General features: G+C 73.8%; 19 protein-coding genes and 1 pseudogene. All 20 read left to right on the top strand.

Features of this window, described 5'->3' with window-relative positions:
* The first annotated feature begins 130 nt into the window (after window positions 1-130).
* The 20 genes and pseudogenes from ABZ862_RS01270 to ABZ862_RS01175 all read left to right on the top strand — a co-directional run bounded on the left by ABZ862_RS01270 (window position 131) and on the right by ABZ862_RS01175 (window position 23821).
* Complete coding sequence (locus tag ABZ862_RS01270) at window positions 131-1762, top strand: acyl-CoA dehydrogenase family protein (RefSeq protein WP_360950252.1); 1632 nt, start codon at window positions 131-133, stop codon at window positions 1760-1762.
* A gap of 422 nt (window positions 1763-2184) precedes the next feature.
* Complete coding sequence (locus tag ABZ862_RS01265) at window positions 2185-3450, top strand: GAF domain-containing protein (protein WP_360950249.1); 1266 nt, start codon at window positions 2185-2187, stop codon at window positions 3448-3450.
* A gap of 183 nt (window positions 3451-3633) precedes the next feature.
* On the top strand, window positions 3634-4935 hold the full coding sequence (locus ABZ862_RS01260) for a hypothetical protein (protein ID WP_360950246.1): 1302 nt from the start codon (window positions 3634-3636) through the stop codon (window positions 4933-4935).
* A gap of 101 nt (window positions 4936-5036) precedes the next feature.
* Window positions 5037-5609, top strand: coding sequence for a GNAT family N-acetyltransferase (locus tag ABZ862_RS01255; protein ID WP_360950243.1), 573 nt, complete (start codon window positions 5037-5039; stop codon window positions 5607-5609).
* Window positions 5610-5736: 127 nt separating this feature from the next.
* Entirely contained in the window at window positions 5737-5820 is an 84-nt protein-coding gene (locus tag ABZ862_RS01250; RefSeq protein ID WP_313904670.1) for a putative leader peptide, read from the top strand.
* Between the two features lie 180 nt (window positions 5821-6000).
* A complete protein-coding gene (locus ABZ862_RS01245; RefSeq protein WP_360950240.1) occupies window positions 6001-7698 on the top strand; it encodes a nitrite/sulfite reductase in 1698 nt (565 codons plus the stop codon).
* The gene (locus ABZ862_RS01240) at window positions 7695-7889 is read left to right on the top strand and encodes a hypothetical protein (RefSeq protein WP_360950237.1); all 195 of its coding nucleotides are present in this window, start codon (window positions 7695-7697) and stop codon (window positions 7887-7889) included. Before ABZ862_RS01245 ends, ABZ862_RS01240 begins: the two co-directional genes overlap by 4 nt.
* Window positions 7886-8596: a phosphoadenylyl-sulfate reductase gene (locus ABZ862_RS01235; RefSeq protein WP_360950234.1), complete on the top strand. Its 711-nt coding sequence runs from the start codon at window positions 7886-7888 to the stop codon at window positions 8594-8596. Before ABZ862_RS01240 ends, ABZ862_RS01235 begins: the two co-directional genes overlap by 4 nt.
* An 86-nt stretch (window positions 8597-8682) precedes the next feature.
* Window positions 8683-9219 (top strand): adenylyl-sulfate kinase, encoded by a 537-nt coding sequence (gene cysC / locus ABZ862_RS01230; protein WP_360950231.1) that lies wholly within the window; start codon window positions 8683-8685, stop codon window positions 9217-9219.
* Complete coding sequence (gene cysD / locus ABZ862_RS01225) at window positions 9216-10154, top strand: sulfate adenylyltransferase subunit CysD (protein WP_360950228.1); 939 nt, start codon at window positions 9216-9218, stop codon at window positions 10152-10154. The genes cysC and cysD overlap by 4 nt, the downstream gene beginning before the upstream one ends.
* Before the next feature lie 2 nt (window positions 10155-10156).
* Window positions 10157-11503 carry a GTP-binding protein gene (locus ABZ862_RS01220; protein ID WP_360950225.1) on the top strand — a complete coding sequence of 449 codons (1347 nt, stop codon included), beginning with the start codon at window positions 10157-10159 and terminating at the stop codon, window positions 11501-11503.
* 241 nt (window positions 11504-11744) lie between these two features.
* Complete coding sequence (locus tag ABZ862_RS01215) at window positions 11745-12857, top strand: aliphatic sulfonate ABC transporter substrate-binding protein (RefSeq protein WP_360950222.1); 1113 nt, start codon at window positions 11745-11747, stop codon at window positions 12855-12857.
* Window positions 12858-12876: 19 nt separating this feature from the next.
* Window positions 12877-13692 (top strand): ABC transporter ATP-binding protein, encoded by an 816-nt coding sequence (locus ABZ862_RS01210; RefSeq protein ID WP_360950219.1) that lies wholly within the window; start codon window positions 12877-12879, stop codon window positions 13690-13692.
* Window positions 13679-14590: an ABC transporter permease gene (locus ABZ862_RS01205; protein ID WP_360950216.1), complete on the top strand. Its 912-nt coding sequence runs from the start codon at window positions 13679-13681 to the stop codon at window positions 14588-14590. Before ABZ862_RS01210 ends, ABZ862_RS01205 begins: the two co-directional genes overlap by 14 nt.
* 6 nt (window positions 14591-14596) lie before the next feature.
* A pseudogene (locus ABZ862_RS01200) lies at window positions 14597-14722 on the top strand (sirohydrochlorin chelatase); the annotation flags it as partial.
* Between the two features lie 166 nt (window positions 14723-14888).
* Window positions 14889-17267 carry a hypothetical protein gene (locus ABZ862_RS01195; protein ID WP_360950213.1) on the top strand — a complete coding sequence of 793 codons (2379 nt, stop codon included), beginning with the start codon at window positions 14889-14891 and terminating at the stop codon, window positions 17265-17267.
* Window positions 17268-17271: 4 nt separating this feature from the next.
* The gene (locus tag ABZ862_RS01190; protein ID WP_360950210.1) at window positions 17272-18516 is read left to right on the top strand and encodes a hypothetical protein; all 1245 of its coding nucleotides are present in this window, start codon (window positions 17272-17274) and stop codon (window positions 18514-18516) included.
* Complete coding sequence (locus ABZ862_RS01185; RefSeq protein WP_360950207.1) at window positions 18513-21212, top strand: GTPase-associated protein 1-related protein; 2700 nt, start codon at window positions 18513-18515, stop codon at window positions 21210-21212. The genes ABZ862_RS01190 and ABZ862_RS01185 overlap by 4 nt, the downstream gene beginning before the upstream one ends.
* Window positions 21209-22825, top strand: a complete 1617-nt coding sequence (locus tag ABZ862_RS01180; RefSeq protein ID WP_360950204.1) for a hypothetical protein — start codon at window positions 21209-21211, stop codon at window positions 22823-22825. The genes ABZ862_RS01185 and ABZ862_RS01180 overlap by 4 nt, the downstream gene beginning before the upstream one ends.
* 321 nt (window positions 22826-23146) lie before the next feature.
* The gene (locus ABZ862_RS01175) at window positions 23147-23821 is read left to right on the top strand and encodes a tellurium resistance protein (protein WP_360951364.1); all 675 of its coding nucleotides are present in this window, start codon (window positions 23147-23149) and stop codon (window positions 23819-23821) included.
* The last annotated feature ends 7 nt before the right edge of the window (window positions 23822-23828 follow it).

The following is a 23828-nucleotide window of genomic DNA, read 5'->3' as shown; positions in this document are numbered from 1 at the left end:
GACCTAAAGGTATCCGTCGTGGCAGGTCGCACTCATCCCCCGGGCCCCGAGGCCCGTTTCCCCGGGCCCCGCGGCCCCGGTGCGGAGGTCACGGGTGAGGGGTCCCGGGTGCCCGGGTACGTTTCTCGGCATGGCACGCACCACGCACACCGTGACCAATCAGCCGCCCCCGTTGACCGGCCATGACACCTTCGCCACCGACCGTGCCCTGGTGGCGGCGGTCGACCGGTACACCGTTCCCGGCGCCCTGGACGAGGTGCGCGGCGAACTCTCCGCGCTGGGCCGTACCTGCGGATCGGCACAGGTGCAGGAGTGGGGGGTGGCGGCGAACGAGCATCCGCCCCGGCTGCGCACCCACGACCGCTACGGCCGCCGGATCGACGAGGTCGAGTTCCATCCGTCCTGGCACCGGGTCCTCGGCAAGGGCGTCGGGGCGGGTCTCACCGCGGCCTGGGAGCGGCCCGCCGGGCACGTGCGGCGGGCGGCGGCCTTCGTGCTGTGGACACAGGTCGAGGCGGGCAACTGCTGCCCGCTGTCGATGACGCACGCGGCGGTGCCCGCGCTGCGCGCCGACCCGTCGCTGGCCGCCGAGTGGGAACCGCGGCTGACGTCCACGGTCTACGACCGTGAACTGCGGCCGGCCCGGCACAAGGCCGGGGTGCTGTTCGGCATGGCGATGACGGAGAAGCAGGGCGGCAGCGACGTCCGCGCCAACGCGACCACCGCGCTGCCGCTGGCCGAGGACGGCACGTACGCGCTGACCGGGCACAAGTGGTTCTGCTCCGCGCCCATGTCGGACGGCTTCCTGGTGCTGGCCCGGGCCCCCGGCGGCCTCACCTGCTTCCTGGTCCCCCGGGTGCTGGAGGACGGCGAACGCAACGTCTTCCTCCTCCAGCGGCTCAAGGACAAGCTCGGCAACCGGTCGAACGCGTCGGCCGAGGTCGAGTTCGACGGCACCTGGGCGCGCCGGGTCGGTGAGGAGGGGCGCGGGGTGCACGTCATCCTCGGCATGGTCGCCGCGACCCGGCTGGACTGTGTGCTCGGGTCGGCGGGCCTGATGCGGCAGGCGGTGGCGCAGGCGATCCATCACTGCGGCCACCGGGAGGCGTTCGGCGGGCCGCTCATCGGCAAGCCGCTCATGCGGAACGTCCTGGCGGACCTCGCGCTGGAGTCGGAGGCGGCGACCGCGCTCGGGATGCGGCTCGCGGCGGCGTACGACGACGGGGGCGAGCAGGAGCGGGCGTTCCTGCGGCTCGCGGTGCCCGCGGCGAAGTACTGGGTGACCAAGCGGTGCGCGCCGCTGGTCGTGGAGGCCGCGGAGTGCCTGGGCGGCAACGGGTACGTCGAGGAGTCGGGGCTGCCTCGGCTGGTACGGGAGTCGCCGCTGAACTCCGTGTGGGAGGGCGCGGGCAACGTCCAGGCGCTGGACGTGCTGCGGGCGCTGCGAAGCGAACCGCAGGCGCTGAACGCCTTCCTGCTGGAGGTGGGCCGGGCCCGCGGCGCCGACCACCGTCTGGACGCCGCGATCAAGGACCTGCTGACCGAACTGGCCGACCTGGACGGCGTCGAGGGCCGGGCCCGCCGGGTGGCCGAACGCCTCGCCCTCGTCCTCCAGGGCGCCCTCCTGGTGCGGCACGCGCCGCCGGAGGTCTCCGACGCGTTCTGCGGCTCGCGGCTCGGCGGCGACTGGGGCGGCACGTTCGGCACGCTGCCCTACGGCGGGGGGCTCGCGGCGGTGGTGGAGCGGGCGCGGCCGGAGTGACGCGGGGGCCTGCGGCGCGGGACCTGCGGTGTCCTCGCCGGGAGGTGTACGCCCCCCGCCGCCCCTTCCCGTTCCCGGGGGCTGTGCCCCGGCCCCCGGGCAGCTGCCCGCCCGAGGCCTTCGCCCGCCTCGCCCACGCGGACGGTGCCGGCGCGGGGGTGGTGCTGCGCCGACACGGCACCACCCCCGTCTCACGGGTCCCTCGGGGCCCGTACGCCGCTCGCGGCGGCGTGGCACAAGTTTCAATGACCACTCGGTGTGTCCACCAGGGTTGCAAGGGGTTGCAACTTGCCGGTGACTGTGTGCGTACGGTGTCCCTGTGTCACCGGCGGACGGCAAGATGGGTCCGGCGCCCGGCCCGGAGACCGCCCGCCGGCGCGCTCGACGGCCGTCCGTCTTTGCTGACCCCCGGGAGGATCTCTGTGGCGAACCCGCCGATGGACGTGGCACGACTCACCGCCGTGGACGCGGCCGGGGCGGCCCGGGTGCTGAGCGAGATGCGCGAGTCGGCGCTCGCGGGACGCCGCTCCCGTGTCGCGCCCCGGCCCGTGATCGAGCGGTCCTGGGAACGGGTGCTGCGCGGCGGGGTGGACCCGGACCACGACTTCCGGGCGGCGGGGCTGCTCGCGCGGGAGGAGGTGCGCCAGCGGCGCGCCCGCTCCCCGCTGCGTCATGTGCTGCCGGTGCTGCGGGAGGGACTGCTGCCGGTCGCGGACGTCGCCCAGCACATCATGGTGGTCGCGGACGCGGACGGCAGGGTGCTGTGGCGCGAGGGCTCGCCCGCGGTGCTCCGCAAGGCCGACGACACCGGGATCGAGCCCGGCGCGGACTGGCGGGAGGAGGTCGTCGGCACCAACGGCGTGGGCACGACGGCGGTCGTACGGCGGCCCGTGCAGGTCTTCGCCGCCGAGCACTTCGCCCGCTCGCTGGGCACCTGGACCTGTACGGGCGCCCCGATCACCGACCCGCGCGACGGCACGCTGCTCGGCGTGGTGGACGTGAGCGGCCCGCTGGAGTCCATGCATCCGGCCACGCTCGCCTGGGTCGACTCGGTCGCGAAGCTCGCCGAGGCCAGGCTCCACGAGATGCATCTGAAGTCGCTGGACCAGCTGCGGGCGGTGGCGGCGCCGGTGCTGGCCCGGCTGAGCGGCCGCGCCCTGGTGGTGGACCGGGACGGCTGGACCGCCGCGCTCACGGGGATGCCGTACACCGGGCGGATCGCGCTGCCCAGGTCACCGGCGCCGGGCCGCCGCTGGCTGCCGACGCTGGGGCTGTGCGCACTGGAGCCGCTGGCGGGCGGCTGGCTGGTGCGGGCCGGTGACGAGCCGGTGCCGCAGGACGCCGCGCGGGTCGTCCTGGACCTGAGCCGGCCGCGCCGCCGGACCCTGACGGTGTCCGGCGGGTCGGGCTCGTGGACCCGCGAACTGAGCGCACGGCACGCGGAGTTGCTGTACCTCCTCACCGTCCACCGGACGGGCCGCAGCGCGGCCCAACTGGCCGAGGCGGTGTTCGGCGACCCGGCCCGCACCGTGACGGTACGCGCCGAGATGTCCCGGGTGCGCCGCTACCTGGCCGACCTCCTGGAGCACCGCCCGTACCGCTTCCGCACCGGCGTGGAGGTGACCCTCCACCGCCCCGCGCCCACCCCCGGCCCCGCCACCGCCCCCACCCCCGGTCCCACCCCGTGACCCCCGCCCGCCCGGCACTGGCATATGCCAAATCGCCCCCATTCCGCCTGCAAGCGGACTTCTTCCGCAGTCCTGGACCTGAGCAACGCTCACCTGCCGTAGCATCCCTCTACAGGCCACCCCACCTGTGCCCGGTGCAACGCAAAGCGCACAGGGCCCAGTTGGCTCGCCTCGGGAGGGCAGATGACGCAACGAGGCAGACACCGCCGCCGTAGGCGGGGCAGGGCGCTACGGGCCTTCCTGGCCGGAACCGCCCTCGCGCTGACCGCCGCGGCCACCATGATCAGCGCCTCGCAGGCCACGGTCGCCTCCGATCCCGGGGCGCTGAGGCCGCTCACCTCGCCCGCCGCGCTGGACAGGCTGCGGCTCCAGGAGCACCCGGAACCACAGGCGGTGCTGGACCGGCTCGCCTCGGCCATGGGCCGCCCCGTCGACGTCGGCACCGTCCTGCGGAGCGCCGACCGTTCCCTGCGTTCCGAGGACTCCTGCACGGGGAGCGAGAAGCAGACGCTGCCCGTCGCACCGGCGGCCACGCGGGCGTACTGCTGGTCCGCCTCGGACACGGCCGCATGGCAGCCCGGCGGTGTCACCACCTCCGGCGGCACGGACCCCGACGACCGGTGGGGCGCCGACCGGGTCGTCCTCTCCGGCTGGAGCCGGCACGGCAGTCTCGCCCGGGTCGCGTTCGTCGACGCGGGCGACCCGGACCGTCTCACCTACACCTGGGTCCTGCTCGCCCTCCCCGTCGACGGCGGCCGGGACTACCGCGCGCTGGCCTCCACCGTCACCGGCATGGTCTGGTACCACAAGAAGCTGCTGGTCACCGCGTCCGGCCAGGGATCCGACGCGCTCTACGTCTACGACCTGCGCCGCATCCAGCGCGCCACCGTCAGCTCCGACGCGGTCGGCCGGGTGCCGGGCGGCTTCGCCGCGGCCGGCTACCCGTACGTGATGCCCGCCGTGGGCACCTACACACGGGCCGCCGGCGCCTGCACGACCCGTACGGACGACGGCACTCCCTGCATGGACGCCATCTCCCTGGACCGCAGCACCGCGCCCGACAGCCTGGTCGCCGCCGAACGGGTGCCCCAGGACGGCGGCCACGACCGCCACAGCCGGCTGTGGCGCTACGACCTCGACGGCACCGCGGCCCGCGGCGGGCTGCTCGCCACCGACTTCGCGGGCCGCGCGTACGCCGGTGAGGCGTACGAGACGAAGGCGACCGGCGTACGGGGCGTGCTGTCGTACCGCGCGGGCTGGTACCTGGACCGGGCGGCCGACGGGGCGGACGGCCACGGCACGCTGTGGCGGCAGGACACGCACGGCGCCGCGGCCACCCGCTGCGGGGCCGACGACACACAGCTGTGCTGGACATCGCTGCCCGGATCGCTGTCCTACGGGCAGGAGACCGGTGAGGTCTGGTCCCAGTCGGACCGGGTCCTGTTCGCCCTTCCCCTCGCCTCCATCGGCGACGCACTGGGATGACCCCGCGCGGGTGCCTCCCGCGGATGATCCCCCGGCAGACGGCCGTATCACCATGCGGCGCCGACGGCGGCCCCGGCGGTCGGTATGTTTTTCTGACCGTCATGAGCGACATCGACGTGACCACCTGGTCCCTGGAGCAGACCGCGCCGACCGACCTGGCGCCCTCCCCCGCCCCCCGGGACGATCTGCGGATCGTCCGCGCCGAGGTGCCCTCACCGGAGTTCAGCCGGTACCTGTACACGTCGGTGGGCGGCGACATCCGGTGGACCGACCGGCTCGACTGGCCGTACGCCCGCTGGCAGAAGCAGCTGGACCAGCCCGGTGTGGAGACCTGGGTGGTGTACGACCGGGGCACTCCCGCGGGATACCTGGAGCTGGAGCCGCAGGACGACGGCGTCGTCGAGATCGTCTACTTCGGCCTGCTCCCGGCCTTCCGCGGTCGGCGGATCGGCGGCTACCTGCTGTCGTACGGCACCGCCCGCGCCTGGGACCTCGCGGACCGCCGGCCGGGCCGTACGCCGACGAAGCGGGTGTGGCTGCACACCTGCAGCAAGGACGGCGAGTACGCGCTGGACAACTATCTGCGGCGCGGATTCCGGCTGTTCGACACCAAGGTGGCCCGGGAACCGGATCTCGGCACGCCCGGCCCCTGGCCCGGGGCATACCCGGCCTGACCTGCCGGGGCAAGCCCGTGTGCGGCAGATGTGAGCGACACCACCCTTCGTCCGTATTTCGAGACAGTGACGTCCATATCGCGGACAAAGCTGGACGGTGTCCAGATCGCCGTGCCACGCTTCCGTCATGTCCGGAACTGGAATTGCCTTGGTGAGTCGACGGCACGTCGATCTCGGCCGCATGTCCAGCGCCATCTGTCCGGCCTGCTGACGGATCCCTTTTCCCGCCCACGCCGCCGGTTCCCTGCCTCGTCCAGCCTCTGCCCGCTGGCCTTTCCCTCCGTTCTCCTGCCTCTTCCGCTGCCTGCGCAATGACGCGCGGGTACGTATCCGTGCGCCCGTACGCGCAGGTCGAAGCCGCATACCGCCTGTCCCGAAGGACGTGTCCACCATGACCGCCACCCCGCAGAACCCTTCCGCCGCAGCGCCCCGCCGCAAGGTGAGCCGTCACCGCGGCGAGGGTCAGTGGGCCCTGGGTCACTTCACCCCGCTCAACGGTAACGAGCAGTTCAAGAAGGACGACGACGGTCTCAATGTGCGGACACGCATTGAGACGATCTACTCGAAGCGGGGCTTCGACTCGATCGACCCGAACGACCTCCGCGGCCGGATGCGCTGGTGGGGCCTCTACACCCAGCGCCGCCCCGGGATCGACGGCGGCAAGACCGCGATCCTGGAACCGGAGGAGCTGGACGACGAGTTCTTCATGATGCGCGTCCGCATCGACGGCGGACGGCTCACCACCGACCAGCTGCGGGTGATCGGGGAGATCTCCCAGGAGTTCGCGCGCGGCACCGCCGACATCACGGACCGTCAGAACGTCCAGTTCCACTGGATCCGCATCGAGGACGTGCCCGAGATCTGGCGGCGCCTGGAGGGCGTCGGCCTCTCCACCACCGAGGCCTGCGGCGACACCCCCCGTACGATCCTCGGTTCACCCGTCGCGGGAATCGCCGAGGACGAGATCATCGACGGCACCCCCGCCGTCGAGGAGATCCACCGCCGGTTCATCGGCAACCCGGCGTTCTCGAACCTGCCCCGCAAGTTCAAGACGGCGATCTCCGGCTCACCGCTGCTGGACGTGGCGCACGAGATCAACGACGTGGCGTTCGTGGGTGTCGAACACCCGGAGCACGGCCCCGGCTTCGACCTGTGGGTCGGCGGCGGGCTGTCCACCAACCCCAAGATCGGCGTGCGGCTGGGCGCCTGGGTCCCGCTGGACGAGGTGCCGGACGTCTTCGAGGGCGTCATCTCGATCTTCCGCGACTACGGCTACCGCCGGCTGCGCAACCGCGCGCGGCTGAAGTTCCTGGTCGCCGACTGGGGCACCGAGAAGTTCCGGCAGGTGCTGGAGGACGAGTACCTGAAGCGGCGGCTCGTGGACGGGCCCGCGCCCGCCGAGCCGGTGCGGCGCTGGCGCGACCACGTGGGCGTGCACCGGCAGCAGGACGGCCGGTTCTACGTCGGGTTCGCCCCGCGGGTCGGACGGGTCGACGGCACCACCCTCACCAAGATCGCCGATCTGGCGGAGGCACACGGCTCGGGCCGGGTCCGCACCACCGTCGAGCAGAAGATGATCGTGCTCGACGTGGAGGAGGAGCAGGTCGGCTCGCTCGTCGAGGATCTCGAGGCCCTGGACCTCACCGTCACGCCCTCGCCCTTCCGGCGCGGCACCCTGGCCTGCACCGGTATCGAGTTCTGCAAGCTCGCCATCGTGGAGACCAAGGCGCGCGGCAGTGCGCTGATCGACGAACTCGAGCGCCGTCTCCCGGAGTTCGACGAGCCGATCACCATCAACATCAACGGCTGCCCGAACGCCTGCGCCCGTATCCAGGTCGCGGACATCGGTCTCAAGGGCCAGCTGGTCCTCGACGACAAGGGCGAGCAGGTCGAGGGCTACCAGGTGCATCTGGGCGGCGCACTCGGCCTGGAGGCCGGATTCGGGCGGAAGGTCCGTGGCCTGAAGGTCACTTCGGACGAGCTGCCGGACTACGTCGAGCGGGTGCTGAACCGGTTCCAGGCCGAGCGCACGGACGGCGAGCGGTTCGCGGCCTGGGTCGCGCGGGCCTCCGAGGAGGCCCTGTCGTGAGCGAGCGCGCGGCCCCCTTCCACTGTCCCTACTGCGGCGACGAGGACCTGCGGCCCAACGAGGCGGGCCACGGAGCCTGGGAATGCGCCTCCTGCAACCGCGCGTTCCAGCTCAGGTTCCTGGGCCTGCTCGCCCGCGGCGTGCGGCGGGCGGCCGGCGACCGGGACGGCGACCGAGGGGACGGGATATGACGACGGCTCAGCAGGACCGTACGAACGACGAGTTGAAGGCGCTGGCCGAGCAGGCCGGGCGTGACCTGGAGGACGCCCCCGCCCTGGAGATCCTCCGGTGGGCGGTGGACACGTTCGGCGAGGGGTTCTGCGTGACCTCCTCCATGGAGGACGCGGTGGTCGCCCACCTCGCCTCCCGCGTACGCAAGGGCGTCGACGTCGTGTTCCTCGACACCGGCTACCACTTCGAGGAGACCATCGGCACCCGCGACGCCGTGGAGGCGGTGATGGACGTCCACGTCATCACCCTCACCCCGCGCCGTACGGTCGCCGAGCAGGACGCCGAGCACGGGCCGAGGCTGCACGACCGCGACCCCGACCTGTGCTGCAAACTGCGCAAGGTCCAGCCGCTGGAGGAGGGGCTCCGGGGCTACCGGGCGTGGGCGACGGGACTGCGCCGCGACGAGTCCCCGACCCGCGCGAACACCCCGGTCGTCGGCTGGGACGAGAAGCGCGGGAAGGTCAAGGTCTCCCCGATCGCCCGCTGGACCCAGGACGACGTGGACGCCTACGTCGCCGAGCACGGCGTGCTGACCAATCCGCTGCTCATGGACGGCTACGCATCCGTCGGCTGCGCGCCGTGCACCCGCCGGGTCCTGGCGGGCGAGGACGCGCGCGCCGGCCGCTGGGCGGGCCGTGCCAAGACCGAGTGCGGACTGCACGACTGACCATGGCCACGCCCTCGACGCATCAGACGTATCAGCAGCGGACCCAGCGGACCCATCCACCGCATCGGACGAGTCAGGAGACACACGTGACGACCGGAGCCACCGTCTGGCTCACGGGTCTGCCGAGCGCCGGCAAGACCACCATCGCCTGCGAGCTGGCCGGCCGGCTGCGCGCGGAGGGCCACCGTGTCGAGGTGCTCGACGGCGACGAGATCCGTGAGTTCATCTCGGCCGGCCTCGGCTTCTCCCGCGAGGACCGGCACACCAACGTGCAGCGCATCGGTTTCCTCGCCGAGCTCCTCGCCCGTAACGGCGTCAAGGCGCTGGTCCCGGTGATCGCGCCCTACGCGGACAGCCGGGAGGCGGTCCGCAAGCGGCACGCCGAGAGCGGGACGACGTATCTGGAGGTGCATGTGGCGACGCCGGTCGAGGTGTGCTCCGTACGCGATGTGAAGGGGCTGTACGCGAAGCAGGCCGCGGGTGAGCTGAGCGGGCTCACCGGGGTCGACGACCCGTACGAGGCGCCCGGGGCGCCGGATCTGCGCATCGAGTCGCAGGACCAGACGGTGCAGGAGTCCGCGGCGTCGGTGTACGCGCTGCTCGGTGAGAGGGGCCTGGCATGACGACGACCGTCCCGTCCGCGCGGGAGGGCACGGGCAGCCCGTACTCCCTCTCGCACCTGGACGCCCTGGAGTCCGAGGCGGTGCACATCTTCCGCGAGGTGGCGGGCGAGTTCGAGCGGCCGGTGATCCTGTTCTCCGGCGGCAAGGACTCCATCGTGATGCTGCATCTCGCGCTGAAGGCGTTCGCCCCGGCGCCGGTGCCGTTCACGCTGCTGCACGTCGACACCGGGCACAACTTCCCCGAGGTGCTCGAGTACCGCGACCGCACGGTGGCCCGGCACGGGCTGCGGCTGCACGTGGCCTCCGTGCAGGACTACATCGACCGCGGTGTGCTGAAGGAGCGTCCCGACGGCACCCGCAATCCGCTGCAGACGCTGCCGCTCACCGAGAAGATCCAGAGCGAGAAGTTCGACGCGGTGTTCGGCGGCGGGCGCCGGGACGAGGAGAAGGCACGCGCCAAGGAGCGGGTGTTCTCGCTGCGCGACGAGTTCTCCCAGTGGGACCCGCGCCGCCAGCGGCCCGAGCTGTGGAACCTCTACAACGGCCGCCACGCGCCCGGTGAGCACGTCCGTGTCTTCCCGCTGTCCAACTGGACCGAGCTGGACGTGTGGCAGTACATCGCCCGCGAGGACATCGAGCTGCCCGGGATCTACTTCGCGCACGAGCGCGAGGTGTTCCTGCGTGCCGGGATGTGGCTGACCGGCGGCGACTGGGGCGGCCCGAAGGACGGTGAGACGGTCGAGAAGCGGCTGGTGCGTTACCGCACCGTCGGCGACATGTCCTGCACCGGCGCCGTCGACTCGGACGCCGGCACCATCGAGAAGGTCATCGCCGAGATCGCCGCCTCCCGGCTCACCGAGCGCGGCGCCACGCGCGCCGACGACAAGATGTCCGAGGCCGCCATGGAGGACCGCAAGCGCGAGGGGTACTTCTAAGCATGAGCACGACCACGAGCACCAGTGCGGCCTTCGAGCTCCAGGCCACCACCCTGCTGCGCTTCGCCACCGCGGGTTCCGTCGACGACGGCAAGTCCACCCTGGTCGGACGGCTGCTGCACGACTCGAAGTCGGTCCTCTCCGACCAGCTGGAGGCCGTCGAGCGCGCCTCGGCGAGCCGCGGCCAGGAGGCGCCGGACCTCGCGCTGCTCACCGACGGCCTGCGCGCCGAGCGCGAGCAGGGCATCACCATCGACGTGGCCTACCGCTACTTCGCCACCCGGAAGCGCCGGTTCATCCTCGCCGACACGCCGGGCCATGTGCAGTACACGCGCAACATGGTGACGGGGGCGTCCACGGCCGAGCTGACGGTGATCCTCGTCGACGCCCGCAACGGCGTCGTCGAGCAGACCCGCCGGCACGCCGCGATCGCCGCCCTGCTGCGTGTCCCGCACGTCGTGCTCGCCGTCAACAAGATGGACCTGGTCGACTACCGGGAGAGCGTGTTCGCCGCGATCGCCGAGGAGTTCACGGCGTACGCGACGGAGCTGGGCGTCCCCGAGGTCACCGCCATCCCGATCTCCGCGCTCGCCGGCGACAACGTGGTGGAGCCGTCCGCGGTCATGGACTGGTACGGCGGCCCGACCTTCCTGGAGCACCTGGAGACCGTCCCGGTCAGCCACGACCTGGCGCACTGCCACGCGCGGCTTCCCGTGCAGTACGTGATCCGCCCGCAGACCGCCGAACACCCCGACTACCGGGGCTACGCGGGGCAGATCGCGGCGGGCTCGTTCCGGGTGGGCGAGCGGGTCACGGTCCTGCCGTCCGGCCGTACGACGACGATCTCCGCCATCGACCTGCTGGGCGTGCCCGTCGACGTGGCGTGGACGACGCAGTCGGTGACCGTGCTGCTGGCCGACGACATCGACGTCTCGCGCGGCGATCTGATCGTGCCGGCCAAGGACGCGCCCGCGACCACGCAGGACGTGGAGGCGACCGTCTGCCATGTCGCCGACCAGCCGCTGACCGTCGGCCACCGGGTGCTGCTCAAGCACGGCACCCGCACGGTGAAGGCGATCGTCAGGGACATCCCGTCCCGGCTCACGCTCGACGACCTGTCCCTGCACCCGCATCCGGGACAGCTCGTCGCCAACGACATCGGCCGGGTGAAGATCCGCACCGCGGAGCCCCTGCCGGTCGACTCCTACGCGGACTCGCGCCGTACCGGTTCCTTCATCCTGATCGACCCGGCGGACGGCACCACGCTCACCGCGGGCATGGTCGGCGAGTCGTTCGCCGCCCCCGAGCCCGTCAAGGATGGTCCCGACGACGACGGGTGGGACTTCTGACCATGGACTCCCCCGGTTTTTCCGACGTCTACGCGACGTTCGCGAAGGAGGGCGGCCGCATCGGCAGCGGCGCCCTCGGCAGCGGACAGGGCGGAGTGGCCCGATGTGCGATGTGACGTACGCGCACCGCATGCGCGCCCTCACCCCCCACCGCAGCACACGCAACAGACGAAGACATGCCGAACTCCCGGCCACGACCTGAGGGTCCGTGACCGCCGGGCCAACGAGAGGACGACCTCCCGTGCCTGCCAACCGCCTCATCTCCGCCCGCCGGGGCCTTTCCGTGCTCGCCGCGCTCCCGCTCCTCGCCCTCGCCGCCTGCGGCTACGGCTCGGACGCCGACAGTGACTCGCCCCAGCAGAAGGTCGCCGCGGGGTCGTCGAAGATCGACGGCCTGGACTCCATAAAGATCGGCTACTTCGGCAACCTCACCCACGCCACCGCGCTGGTCGGCCGGGGTCAGGGCATCTTCCAGAAGGAACTCGGCGCCACCAAGGCCGAGTACGCCACCTTCAACGCGGGCCCCTCCGAGATCGAGGCGCTCAACTCCGGCTCCATAGACATCGGCTGGATCGGTCCGTCCCCGGCGATCAACGGGTACACCAAGTCCGGCGGCAAGAGCCTGAAGATCATCGGCGGTTCGGCCTCCGGCGGCGTGAAGCTGGTCGTGAACCCGAAGAAGATCACGTCCCTGAAGGACGTCAAGGGCAAGAAGATCGCCACGCCTCAGCTCGGCAACACCCAGGACGTGGCGTTCCTCAACTGGATCGCCGAGCAGGGCTGGAAGACCGACGCCCAGAGCGGCAAGGGCGACGTCACCGTCGTACGCAGCGACAACAAGGTGACCCCGGACGCCTTCAAGGCCGGTTCCATCGACGGCGCGTGGGTGCCGGAGCCCACCGCGTCGAAGCTGATCGCCGAGGGCGGCAAGACCCTCCTCGACGAGTCCACGCTGTGGCCCGGCGGCAAGTTCGTGATCACGAACATCATCGTGTCGCAGAAGTTCCTCGAGGCGCACCCGAAGGCCGTCGAGGCCGTGCTGAAGGGCTCCGTCGAGACCAACAAGTGGATCAACGCCCATCCCGACGAGGCGAAGGCCGCCGCGAACAAGCAGCTGGAGGCGGACTCCGGCAAGGCGCTCCCGGCGAACGTCCTGGACCCGGCGTGGAAGTCGATCCGCGTCCTCGACGACCCGCTGGCCGCCACGCTCGGCACCGAGGCGGCGCACGCCGTCAAGGCCGGACTGCTGGAGCAGCCCGATCTGAAGGGCATCTACGACCTCACGCTCCTCAACAAGGTCCTGAAGGCCGACGGCGGCAGCACCGTCGACGACGCCGGCCTCGGCAGCAGCTGACCCGGTCCCGATGAGCCCGATGAGTTCCCAGGAGGTGACGACCATGGCGACCACCACCCTCGCCACGACCGCCGAGACCACCGGTACCGCCGAGTACGCGGCCCGCCTCGAGCACGTCTCGAAGTCCTTCGCCGGACCCGGCGGACAGCAGCTCGTCCTGGACGACATCAGTCTCGATGTCGCCCCCGGCGAGTTCGTCACCCTCCTGGGGGCCTCGGGCTGCGGCAAGTCCACCCTGCTGAACCTGGTGGCGGGCCTCGACCGGCCCACCGCCGGGTCCATCACCACGGACGGGCGCGCGGCCCTGATGTTCCAGGAGCACGCCCTGTTCCCGTGGCTGACCGCGGGGAAGAACATCGAACTCGCCCTGCGGCTGCGGGGCGTGGCGAAGGCCGAGCGGCGCGGCAAGGCCGAGGAACTGCTCGAACTGGTCCGTCTCAAGGGCGCCTACGGCAAGCGGGTGCACGAACTGTCCGGCGGTATGCGGCAGCGGGTGGCGCTGGCCCGGGCGCTGGCCCAGGAGAGCCGGCTGCTGCTGATGGACGAGCCGTTCGCCGCGCTCGACGCCATCACCCGGGACGTGCTGCACGACGAACTCACCCGGGTCTGGCAGGAGACCGGCCTCTCGGTCCTGTTCGTCACGCACAACGTGCGCGAGGCCGTCCGGCTCGCGCAGCGGGTGGTGCTGCTGTCGTCCCGGCCGGGCCGGGTGGCCCGCGAGTGGACCGTCGGCATCCCGCAGCCGCGCCGCATCGAGGACGCCCCCGTGGCGGAACTGTCCCTCGAGATCACCGAAGTCCTGCGAGGGGAGATCCGCCGTCATGGCCAGCACTGAGACCACCACCGGCACCGGTGAGCCCGGTACGGCCGAGGCCGGGGGGCTGGGAAGTGTGGAGGCCGGGCTCGACGCGCTCGAGACCACGGCCACCGGGCGGCCGCCGCTGCGGGAGACCCTGCTGAACAAGGTGCTGCCGCCGGTCGTCGCGGTCGTGCTGATCCTGGTGGTCTGGCAGGCCCTGATCACCCTCAGGATCGTCGACGACCCGACCAGGCTGCCCTCGCCGCACGCCGTGTGGGAGGAGTTCCGCCAGGCGTGGCTGAAGGGCACCCTGCTCGGCTACATCTGGACCAGTGTCTCGCGCGGCCTGCTGGGCTTCTTCTTCGCGCTCCTCATCGGCACTCCGCTGGGCCTGCTGGTGGCGCGGGTGAAGTTCGTGCGGGCCGCGCTCCACCCGATCCTGTCGGGCCTGCAGTCGCTGCCGTCGGTGGCGTGGGTGCCGCCCGCGGTGATCTGGCTGGGCCTGAACAACTCGATGATGTACGCGGTGATCCTGCTCGGCGCCGTCCCGTCGATCGCCAACGGTCTGGTGTCCGGCGTGGACCAGGTGCCTCCGCTGTTCCTGCGCGCGGGCCGCACGATGGGCGCGACGGGTCTGAAGGGGACCTGGCACGTCACGCTCCCGGCCGCGATGCCCGGCTACGTGGCCGGGCTCAAGCAGGGCTGGGCGTTCTCGTGGCGCTCGCTGATGGCGGCCGAGATCATCGCCTCGTTCCCCGATCTCGGCGTCGGTCTCGGGCAGTTGCTGGAGAACGGCCGCAACGCGAGCGACATGGCGATGGTGTTCGAGGGGATCCTGCTCATCCTGTTCGTCGGCATCGCGATCGACCTGCTGATCTTCAGTCCGCTGGAGCGGTGGGTGCTGCGCAGCCGCGGCCTGCTGGTGAGGAACTGAACGGTCCTGCGCGAAGGGCCGGTTCGGCCCGTCGCCCACGGCAGCCGTGATCCGCGGCGCGCGGCGACCGTGCACGCCCTGGTGCGGCGGGTGCGGTCGCCGCGTCCGGGGCCTCGCGGGAAGACCGGCTTCCCCGGCCTCGGCGTCCCGTCCGTGCGGGACGTCGTCGCCCCGCCGCCGCGCCGCGTGAGCCGTCGTCACGGCAGGTGCCGGGCGGCCCGGATTACCCGAAAACCCCAGCCGCCGGCGGGCGGATCTGCTGGGATGGTGCCGTAGGGCTATCGGGGGAGCAGGGCACGTGGTGGGTCGGGAGTTCGGGCACCATCTGGGGCTGCCCGGCGCCCTGTCCGGGCTGCCGTCGAGTCCGCTCGCCCCCGGTTACGCCGGTCTTGTCGCCGCCCAGCGAGCGGCCGGTCTCCGTCATGCCGGTGAGGCGCTCGCACCCGGCGGCGGACTGCGCGTCCTCGACGGTCTGTACGTCCCCTCCGGGCCGCGCGCGCGGCGCCGGGTGGACGCCGCCCTGCTGGACGGGCTGGCCCGCGCGGGGAACGCGGTCGCCGGGTTCCTGGCCGGACTGCACCGGCGTGATCCGCAGGCGCCGCGCCGGGTGGTCCTCTACCAGCTGATCGGGCTGCTGCAGGACCGTCCCGAACCGGAACGCGTCCGCGCGGCGACCGCGTCGGGCGTCCACGCCGAGGAAGCGGCCGCTCTCGCCGCCGCCGCACGGCTGCGTCCCGTCCTGGACCGGCGGCAGCGCGACGCCGCCGAGTCCGTCGCCGACGCCTGGGAACGGCACCGGCTGCACACGGTACGGGCCCTGCTGGGGCGGATACCGGCCGGCGACCCGGCCGTGGACGCGCTCGCCGCCCGGGCCGCGGACCGGCTCGCCGCGGCCGGCACCGCCGTGCGCGCCGGCCGCCGCGCCGAGGACGCCGGTGACCCGGACACCGCCTCGCAGGAGTATCTGCGCGCCCTGCGCACCGCCGCCGACGACCGGCAGGCACTGCGCGGCCTGGTCCGCGTCCACCGGCCCGAACCCGGCCGGCCCGCCCCGCTCCGGACGGAACCGGACTTTGCCGCGGTGGAGCTGGCGTGGCCCGCCGACGGGGCGGACGAGGGCTGGCGGCTGCTGCGCCTGTACCGCGACGAGCGGGGCATCCCGCGGGTGCGCGAGGTGGACGCGACGGCCGGGGCCGCCCGTGACGGGACGGCGGCCCTCGGTTCGGCGGTCCGCTACGCCGCGTTCCCGCTGCGCGGCGGACGCGTGGCCGGGCCGCCGCTGGTGTCGCACCGGGTGCTGGTCGCACCGGAGGTGGCGGCGCCGGTCCTGACGGACGGGCCGGGACGCGTCGACTGCGTCTGGCGGCGCCCGGCGGGAGCGGCCGGGGTGACCGTCGAGCACACCGGTCCCGACGGCGCGGCCGGGCGGGTGAGCACCGGCTCCGGCGGCTTCACGGCCTCGGGCCTGGTCACCGGGACGCACACCTTCCGCATCGTGTGCCGCTACGACGGGCCCGGCGGCAGGCCGGTCACCTCACCCGGGGTGTGCGTCACCCGCACCGTGCACCGCTGGCCGGAACCGGTCCTCACGCTCACCGCGCGGGCCGAGGGCGGGGCGCTGCGGTTCGCCTGGACCGGGGCGCGGGACGCCGAGGTACGGCTGGTGGAGTGGTCCGGGGAGACTCCGGCGCCGGGGAGGGAGCTGCGTACGGCGGAGCTGCCGCCGCGGCTCGCGTGGCCGGAGCGGGCGGGGGCGCTGTGTCCGCCGCCGGGCGTGCTCGCCCGCGTGGCGTCGGTCGCGGTCCTGGGAGAGCGGGCGATCACGGGGCCCGCCCTCGACGTGGAGGTGCTCCACCCGGTCACCGGTCTCACGGCCCACCGCCTCCCGGACGGCGAGGCCCGGCTCACGCTCGACTGGCCGGACGACGCGGACCTGCTGCGGGTGACCTGGGAACCCCTGGAGATCCCGGCGACTCCCCCTGCCGGCGCCTCCTCCGGTCCCGGCACCCCGCCGCATCCCCGCCCCGCACTTGCCACATGCGACGCGACCGCGCCCGGCCGGCTCACGCCCGGTCCCGGCACCGCCACCACCCTCGGCACCAGGTCCCCGGCCTCCGCGACCGAGCCGCACACCGCACCCACGGTCGAGCCCGCGCCCGCGCCCGCGGCCGGAGTGCCCGTCCGCGAGCGCATCGTCACCGCTCACTCCTACCGTCGCACCGGGCTCCGTCTCCCCGTCGGGCCCGGGGCCGTGCGGATCCGGGTCGCCACCGCGCCCCGGGTCGCGGAGGCCGTCGTCGTGGTGCCGGACGCCGCCGAGGCCGTACTGCCGCCCGACGCGGCGGTCGGGTACCGGCTCGTCCGCCCGGCACGACGGTTCTTCGGCAGGGGCCGTACCCTGTTGCGGGTCACCCTGTCCGCGCCCGGAGTGTTCCCGGAGGCCCCGGAGTTCGTGTGCGTCGCCCGAAGCGGCACCCTCCGGCCGCGCGACGCGGCCGACGGGACCACCGTGCTGCGGATCCCCGGCACGGAACTGGTGCGGCACGGCACGGTCGAGCGGGAGCTGCCGGCCGCGCCCTGCCCGGCCCCGTACACGCTGCGCGGGTTCCTGCTCGGCGAGCACGCGGACGCGGTGCGCCTGGAAGAACCGTCCCCCGCGACCCTGGTGGTGCGCTGAAGCCATGACGACCGTGATCTGCCCCTACTGCTTCGGCCGCGCCCCGGCGACGGGACTGCCGTACCGCTGTCTGATGACCCCGAGCGGTGTCCGCGGCGCCACGCCCTGCGGACCCGAACGCGACGACGTGTGGGCCGCGTTCATGGGCCCGGGGGTGTCTCCGGCGGCGCGGCAGCGCGGCCCGCTGTTCACTCCGGCCAGGCGCCTCGCGGGGCTGCGCGGCAGGGCGGCCGGCAGCGTGCCGTGCCCGAGGTGCGGGGTGCCGACGCCGGTGCGGGTGTGCCGGTCGTGTCACAGCGATCTGCCGAGCGACTACTGCGACCAGGACAGCCGGATCATCGCCCTGGTCGGGGCGAAGGCGTCCGGCAAGAGCACGTATGTCTCTGTGCTGGTCAACGAGTTGAACCAGCGGGTGGGGCAGGCGTTCCACGCCTCGCTGGCCGCGATGGGACAGAGCACCCAGCAGCGCGACCGGGAGATGGCGGAGGACCTGTACGAGCGGCTGCGGCTGCCGGAGGCCACCCGGCCCGCCGCCCTCGGCTTCAACGACCCGCTGCTGTACCGGCTGAGCGTGCCCCGGCGCGGGCCGCTCGGCAAAGGCGGCACACGGCACACCACCCTGGTGTTCTTCGACGCGGCGGGCGAGGACCTCGCGGGCAGCGAGGCCATGGACCGCTACACCCGCTACCTGAGCGCCGCCGACGGCATCGTGCTGCTCGTCGACCCGCTGCAACTGGGTTCGGTGCGCGACCGGTTGGCGGGAGGCGACGGGCCGCCGCTGCCGGTCGTGGAGACCCCGCCGCAGCAGATCGCCGCCGATCTCGCCGCCCAGCTGCGCGCGCACGGCAAGGGCGGTTCACGCGGCAGGGTGTCGACACCGATCGCGGTCGCCGTCACCAAGACGGACATGCTGCGCCCGCTGCTCGCCCCGCACTCCCCGCTGCTGCGCAACGCCCCGCACACGGAAGGGGCGTTCGACGCGGACGAGCGGCTCACCGTGCACGAGGAGATCCGTTCCCTGATGGCCGACTGGGACTCGGGCGCGCTGGTCCGTCAACTTGAGCTGGACTTCGCCGAGCTGTCACTGTTCGGGCTGTCCGCGCTCGGCGCGCCGCCTTTGGCCGAGGCACCCGCGGACGCACCCAAGTCGGGGCCGCAGCCGGTACGGGTGGAGGATCCGCTGCTGTGGCTGCTGGCCCGGCGCGGGGTGCTGCCGGTCCGCACCGCGGGGAAGGGACGTGCCAGGTGAGCCTGGTCCAGCTGCATTACACCTCGGCGCCGCCCGGCCCGGACGGCTCGGGCTTCCGCTTCACCGCGGTCAGCCCCGGCGCGCCACAGCAACTGCTGCGGGAGGCCGAACAGCTCATCGGCTACGAGCCGCCCCGCGACGGTCCGGCCCGCCCGGACGCCGAGCAGCTGAAGGACTTCCCGAAGGCGTTCAGTTGCAGCGAACTCGCCGACGGCGGAAGGCTGCTGAGCCGTTCCGTCTGCACCGGCGCCGACTACAGCGGGCGGTGGGGCAACTTCCACGCGCACGCCGTCCATCTGCCGCCCGGGACGCGGCTGCCGGACGGCGCGCTGCCCATCACCGCGTGGGAGTCGCCGACCTGGTCGGACCGCACACCGGCGGACGGCCGGCCGGTACCGGCGGGCCGGTTCGCGCCGTCGGGGCTGCTGCGCCGGGAGGGGCTGATCGCGTTCGCCCGGTCCCGCGCCGGACGGCTCGCCCCGTTCTTCGCCGATCTGCGCACCCTGGCCGACGGATCGGACGTCCGGCAGCTGGTGATCGTGGAACGGGACAGCGCCGACGTGGCGCTGTGGATCGCGCTCGCCTGCACCGTACTGCCGCGCGAGCAGGCCCACCGGCTGACCTTCACCACGTACACGCGCCGTCCGCAGCAGGCCCGTCAGCAGCTCGTCGGCGCGCTGCCGTCGTCCGAACCGGTCGCGCACGACCAGCGGTTCCGGGTGCACGACTGCACGGGACCGGCACCGGCCGGACCGGTGACGGACACCTGGGCGGACGCCGCCGCGCGGGTCTGGTGCGCGGGACGGCCCGAGCTGTTCCGTGACGCGCCGCACGAGCTGGGCCCGTTCGCCGTGGCGGCCCTCACGGCGGGCGTGGCGCTGCGCTCCGACGGGCGTACGGCGGCGGCCCGCCGGGCGGTGGAGCGGGCCGGCACGATGGACGAGGAGACCCTGGCCAGGCTGGTCGAAGCCCTGAGCACGGGCACGGGCACCGGCAAGGAGCCCGGTGACGGTTCGGGGGCCGGTCGCGGTGCCGTCAGCCGGGCCCGCGCGCTCGCCGCCGAGGCCACCGCCGGTGTCCGTGCCACCGGTGACGGCACCGCCGCCGGTGAACAGGAGGCGCTGGCCGCCCTGCTGGCGGAACTGGACGGCCGGGTACCGGCGTCGGTGTCCGCGCCGCTGGCCGCGCTGGTGCTGGCGTCCGCGGTGCTGGCACGGGGCCCGGTGCCCGTGCTGCGCGCCGGTTCGCTCACCCCGCGCGCCCAGGAGGAACTGGCCCGCGAGCTGGCCCCCGCCCTCTGGTCCGGCATCGCGGACGCCGCCGAGCCGCCCGCCGGGCGCCCCCTGGCCCTGCTGAGGGTCGCCGACCTGCTCGACATCGACTGCACGGACGTCCTCCCGGAACTCGCCGGACGTCTCGCCCGCGCCCTCGTCGGCCGCCCGGACACGGACCCCGGCCCGGACGCGCCCCCGGCGCCCGGCATCCGACCCGCCGCGCCCACCCGCCCCGCCCACCCGGCAGGGACCCCGGACCCGGACCCGGACTCCACCGCCGCGCCTGCCGCACCTGCCTCAACCGGCGCACCCGGCACATCCGTACCCGGCTGCCCGCCCGCCGTCCTGGACGCCGTGCACGGCCATCCCGCCCTGCGCATCGCCCTGTTCGCCGCCCTGGACGCGCTCGCCGCCGCGCATCCGGTGCGGGTCGCGGCCCGGCTCGGCGGTTCGGGACTGCCGGTCGGGCTGCCGCCCCTGCGCCCGCACCTGCGGATGTGCGCCGCCCCGCCCGAGCCCGCCGCCGGAGGCGACCGGCTCGCCCGCTTCCAGGCCGTGCTGCGCACCGCGGGCGTCTCCCCGCACGCCGAACCGCCCGTGCTGCGCACGGCGTTCCATCTGGTGTGGCCGGGCCCGGAGGACCGCCCGACCGGCGAGGAGGCGAGCCTGCTGCTCAACGAGATCGGCTCGGACGCGCACCGCGCCGCCGGCACCCGGGACCTGCTGATCGACGCCGCGCTGGCCGCCTCCGCGGACGACCCCGGCGTACCGTTCCTCGCCGTCGATCTGCTGACCCGGTTCTCCGACGAACTGCGCCCCGGACAGCGGGCCGCCCTGCTCCTGCTGGAGTTCGCGGGGCGGCTCGGCACCTCGGCCGAGGGCGAGAACTGGGTTCGCACCGTACGGCAGTTGCGCGACGGCGCCGCCGAACCCGTCCCGGACCCGGTGACCGAGCGGGCGTACGCGGCGCTCGCCCGGCGGCTGCTGGCGACCCATGTGCCGGAGAGCGAGCTGTACGACCTCGCCCGCGCGGCCGAACCGGGGATGCTGGCGGCGTACGAGCGGGCCGCGCGCGCGGAGCGCACCGCCGACCGGCTGCGCGCCTCACCGGCGTATCTCGCCGCCCGGTTCTGTGACTGGAGCGCCTTCCCCGGCACCGCCCCGGGCTGGGACGAGGTCCGCACGGCGCTGCTCGGCAAGGTGCTGCGGCCGGTCGTGCGGGCGCTGCCCGCCGCGGACCGGGCCGGGGTCGAGGAGGCGCTCGGCCGGACGGGCGGCGGCAAGCTGGACGCCTACCGCGCCTGGAACCGGCCTGGTGCCTTCGGCCGTCTCGCGGGCCGGCTCGCCGGGCGGGGGCGGCGCGGCGGGCCGGACGGCCGGTACGACGGCGCGGAGCCCCCGGCCGGCGAGGGCCGCCGGTGAGGCCGGAGTACACCGTGCCGCTGCTGGCCCTGGCGGGCTGGTCATGGCTGGTCGCGGTCGCGGTGTGCCTGTTCCACACGCTGTGGGGTTTCCTGGGGCTCGGGGTGCGCGCCGTGTGGCGGGCGCTCGGACCCTGGCAGGTGGGGCGGTACGACCGGCGGCTGCCGCCGGCCGGGCCCGGCGAGCCGGCACGTCCCGGCTACTGGTCGCGGCAGTTACCGGTGGACTGCGGCTCGGCGGCGGCGTTCGGGATGCGGGTGATCTGGGCGGCGTTCGGCGATCCGTGGCTGCACCGTGTCGCACGGAACCTCTTCCGGGGGCGCCGCCCGTCCGGCCGGCCCGCCCGGGCACCGCTGTACCGGCTGCTGCTGATCGTGTTCGTCGCGCCCGGCACCACGGCGGGCGCGCTGCTCGGTGCGGTCCTGGCGACCGTGCTGCTGGGCTGGGCGCTGGTGTTCTTCGCGCTGCTGACCGGTCTGGTGTGGCTGGGCTGCGCGGCGGCCGTTCCGGTGCTGCGGGGCATGGAGGACGGCTGGGCCCTGGTACGCCGGTTGCGGCCGGTGTGCCCGCATCCGGGCTGCTGGCGGCGGGTGCCGCTGGCCGTGCACCGCTGCCCGGACTGCCGTGCGCCGCACGGTGAATTGCGGCCCGGACGATACGGCGTGCTGTGGCACGAGTGCGGGTGCGGGACGCGGCTGCCCACGACCAGGATGGCGGGGCGCGGCGAGCTGGCGGCGCTGTGCCCGTACTGCGACCGGTTCCTGCCGGACGCGGTCGGCACCACCCGTGTGGTCCACGCGCCGCTGGTCGGCGGCACCTCCTCGGGCAAGACGATGCTGCTCGCCGCGATGGTGGAGGGTCTGCACGCGCTGTCCAGGAACGGCGAACTGAAGGTCGAGTACGCCTCGCCGGACGACCGCCGCGCCCACAACGACCTCGGCCAGGAGCTCCGCGGCACCGGCCGGGCCCGCGCCACCACCCGTGCCCAGCCCCGTGCGCAGCTGCTCACGGTGGCCCGGGGGCGGCGCCGCCGTCTGCTGTATCTCTACGATCCGATGGGCGAGTCGGTGAAGGACGCCGAACGGGTGCGCGCCCAGGGGTACCTGGCGCACGCCGACGGGGTGATCCTGGTGACCGACGTGCTGGCCGACCCGAAGGTGCGCGGCAGGCTGAGCGACGCGGACCGGGCGCGGGCCGCCGACGCCCGCCCGTCGGCGCAGGGGCCGTGGGAGACGTACCAGCGGCTGACCGGTGAACTCGCCGCGCTCACCGGGCGGCGGGCCCGGCTGCCGGTGGCGGCGGTGGTCACCAAGCGGGACGTCCTCGACCGGCTGGTGTCGCTGCCGGTTCCGGTGCCGGGCGCACGGATCGACGGCTGGCTCTCGGACATCGGGCTCGGCGGGCTGGTGCGGGCCCTCGGGCATGACTTCCGGACCGACCGCTACTGGGCGGTCAGCGCCGGAGCGGCCACGGGCACGGGCCCGCTGGAGAGCGAGCAGCTCCGGGCGGCCGAGCCGGTGCTGTGGCTGCTCGCCGTCTCGGGACTGCGCACCGGCCGGCTCGCCGGGTCCGGATCCCGGTCCGGGAAAGAGAGGAAGTGCAGCGCGGCATGAGCCAGGTGACTCCTCCGATCGGACGGGCCCGCCGCCTGGTGGCGGGGCTCTTCGTCGCCTCGCTGGTACTGGCGGCGGCGACGCTGGCCGGCGGCGCGTGGTGGCTGCTGACCTGACCGGGCCCCGCGCCGGACGCCCGGCGGCGCCGCGCAGCCGTCCCTGCCCGCCCCGACCCACCCGCCGCACCGGAGGTACCAGACGCATCGCCCCCGGTTCGGCCCACGAGACGCACCAGACGGCATGAAAGGACGCGACAGATGACCGAGAAGCCCCTCACGACCACCGGAAGGACACGCGGTGAGTGACATCCCCGGCGGCCCCATGGCCAACCGGCCGGTCCACTTCATCTGGCTGCTCGACTGCTCGTACTCGATGCAGGGCGAGAAGATCGCCAAGCTCAACTACGCCATCCGGGAGGCCGTTCCGGAGATGCGGGCGGTGGCCCACGACAACCCGGCCGCGCAACTGCTGCTGCGGACGGTCACGTTCTCGACCACGGCGCAGTGGCACACCCAGGACCCCGTCCCGGTGGACGACTTCACCTGGCAGGACGTGCAGGTGGACGGCATGACCAACCTGGGCGAGGCACTGCATCTGGTGTCCCGTGAGCTGCGGACCCCGCCGATGCCGCAGCGCGCCCTCAAGCCGGTGCTGGCGCTGGTGTCCGACGGGGTGCCCACGGACGACTGGAGAGCGGGTCTGAAGGCGATCGACGCGACGCCGTGGGGCCGCAAGGCGGTCCGGGTCGCCGTCGCGATCGGCACCGACGCGGACCGCGGGGTGCTCCAGGAGTTCCTCGGCAACCCGGAGTTGCAGCCGCTGGACGCCAACAGTCCCAAACAGCTGGCGGCGGCCATCCGGTGGGCGTCCACGGCGGCCGTGAAGGCGGCTTCCCAGCCCGTCGCGGGAGGCGGTCAGGGCGACGGGGCGACGCTCCCCAAACAGCCGTTCGCGCCGCCGGTCCTGGACGACGACGATGACGACGACGTGTGGTGACGCTCGG

This window comes from Streptomyces sp. NPDC047000, from assembly GCF_040644295.1.
In the GTDB taxonomy this organism is placed as follows: domain Bacteria; phylum Actinomycetota; class Actinomycetes; order Streptomycetales; family Streptomycetaceae; genus Streptomyces.
Note: the sequence above shows the minus strand (reverse complement) of the source record. Positions and strands in the feature narration are given on the sequence as shown.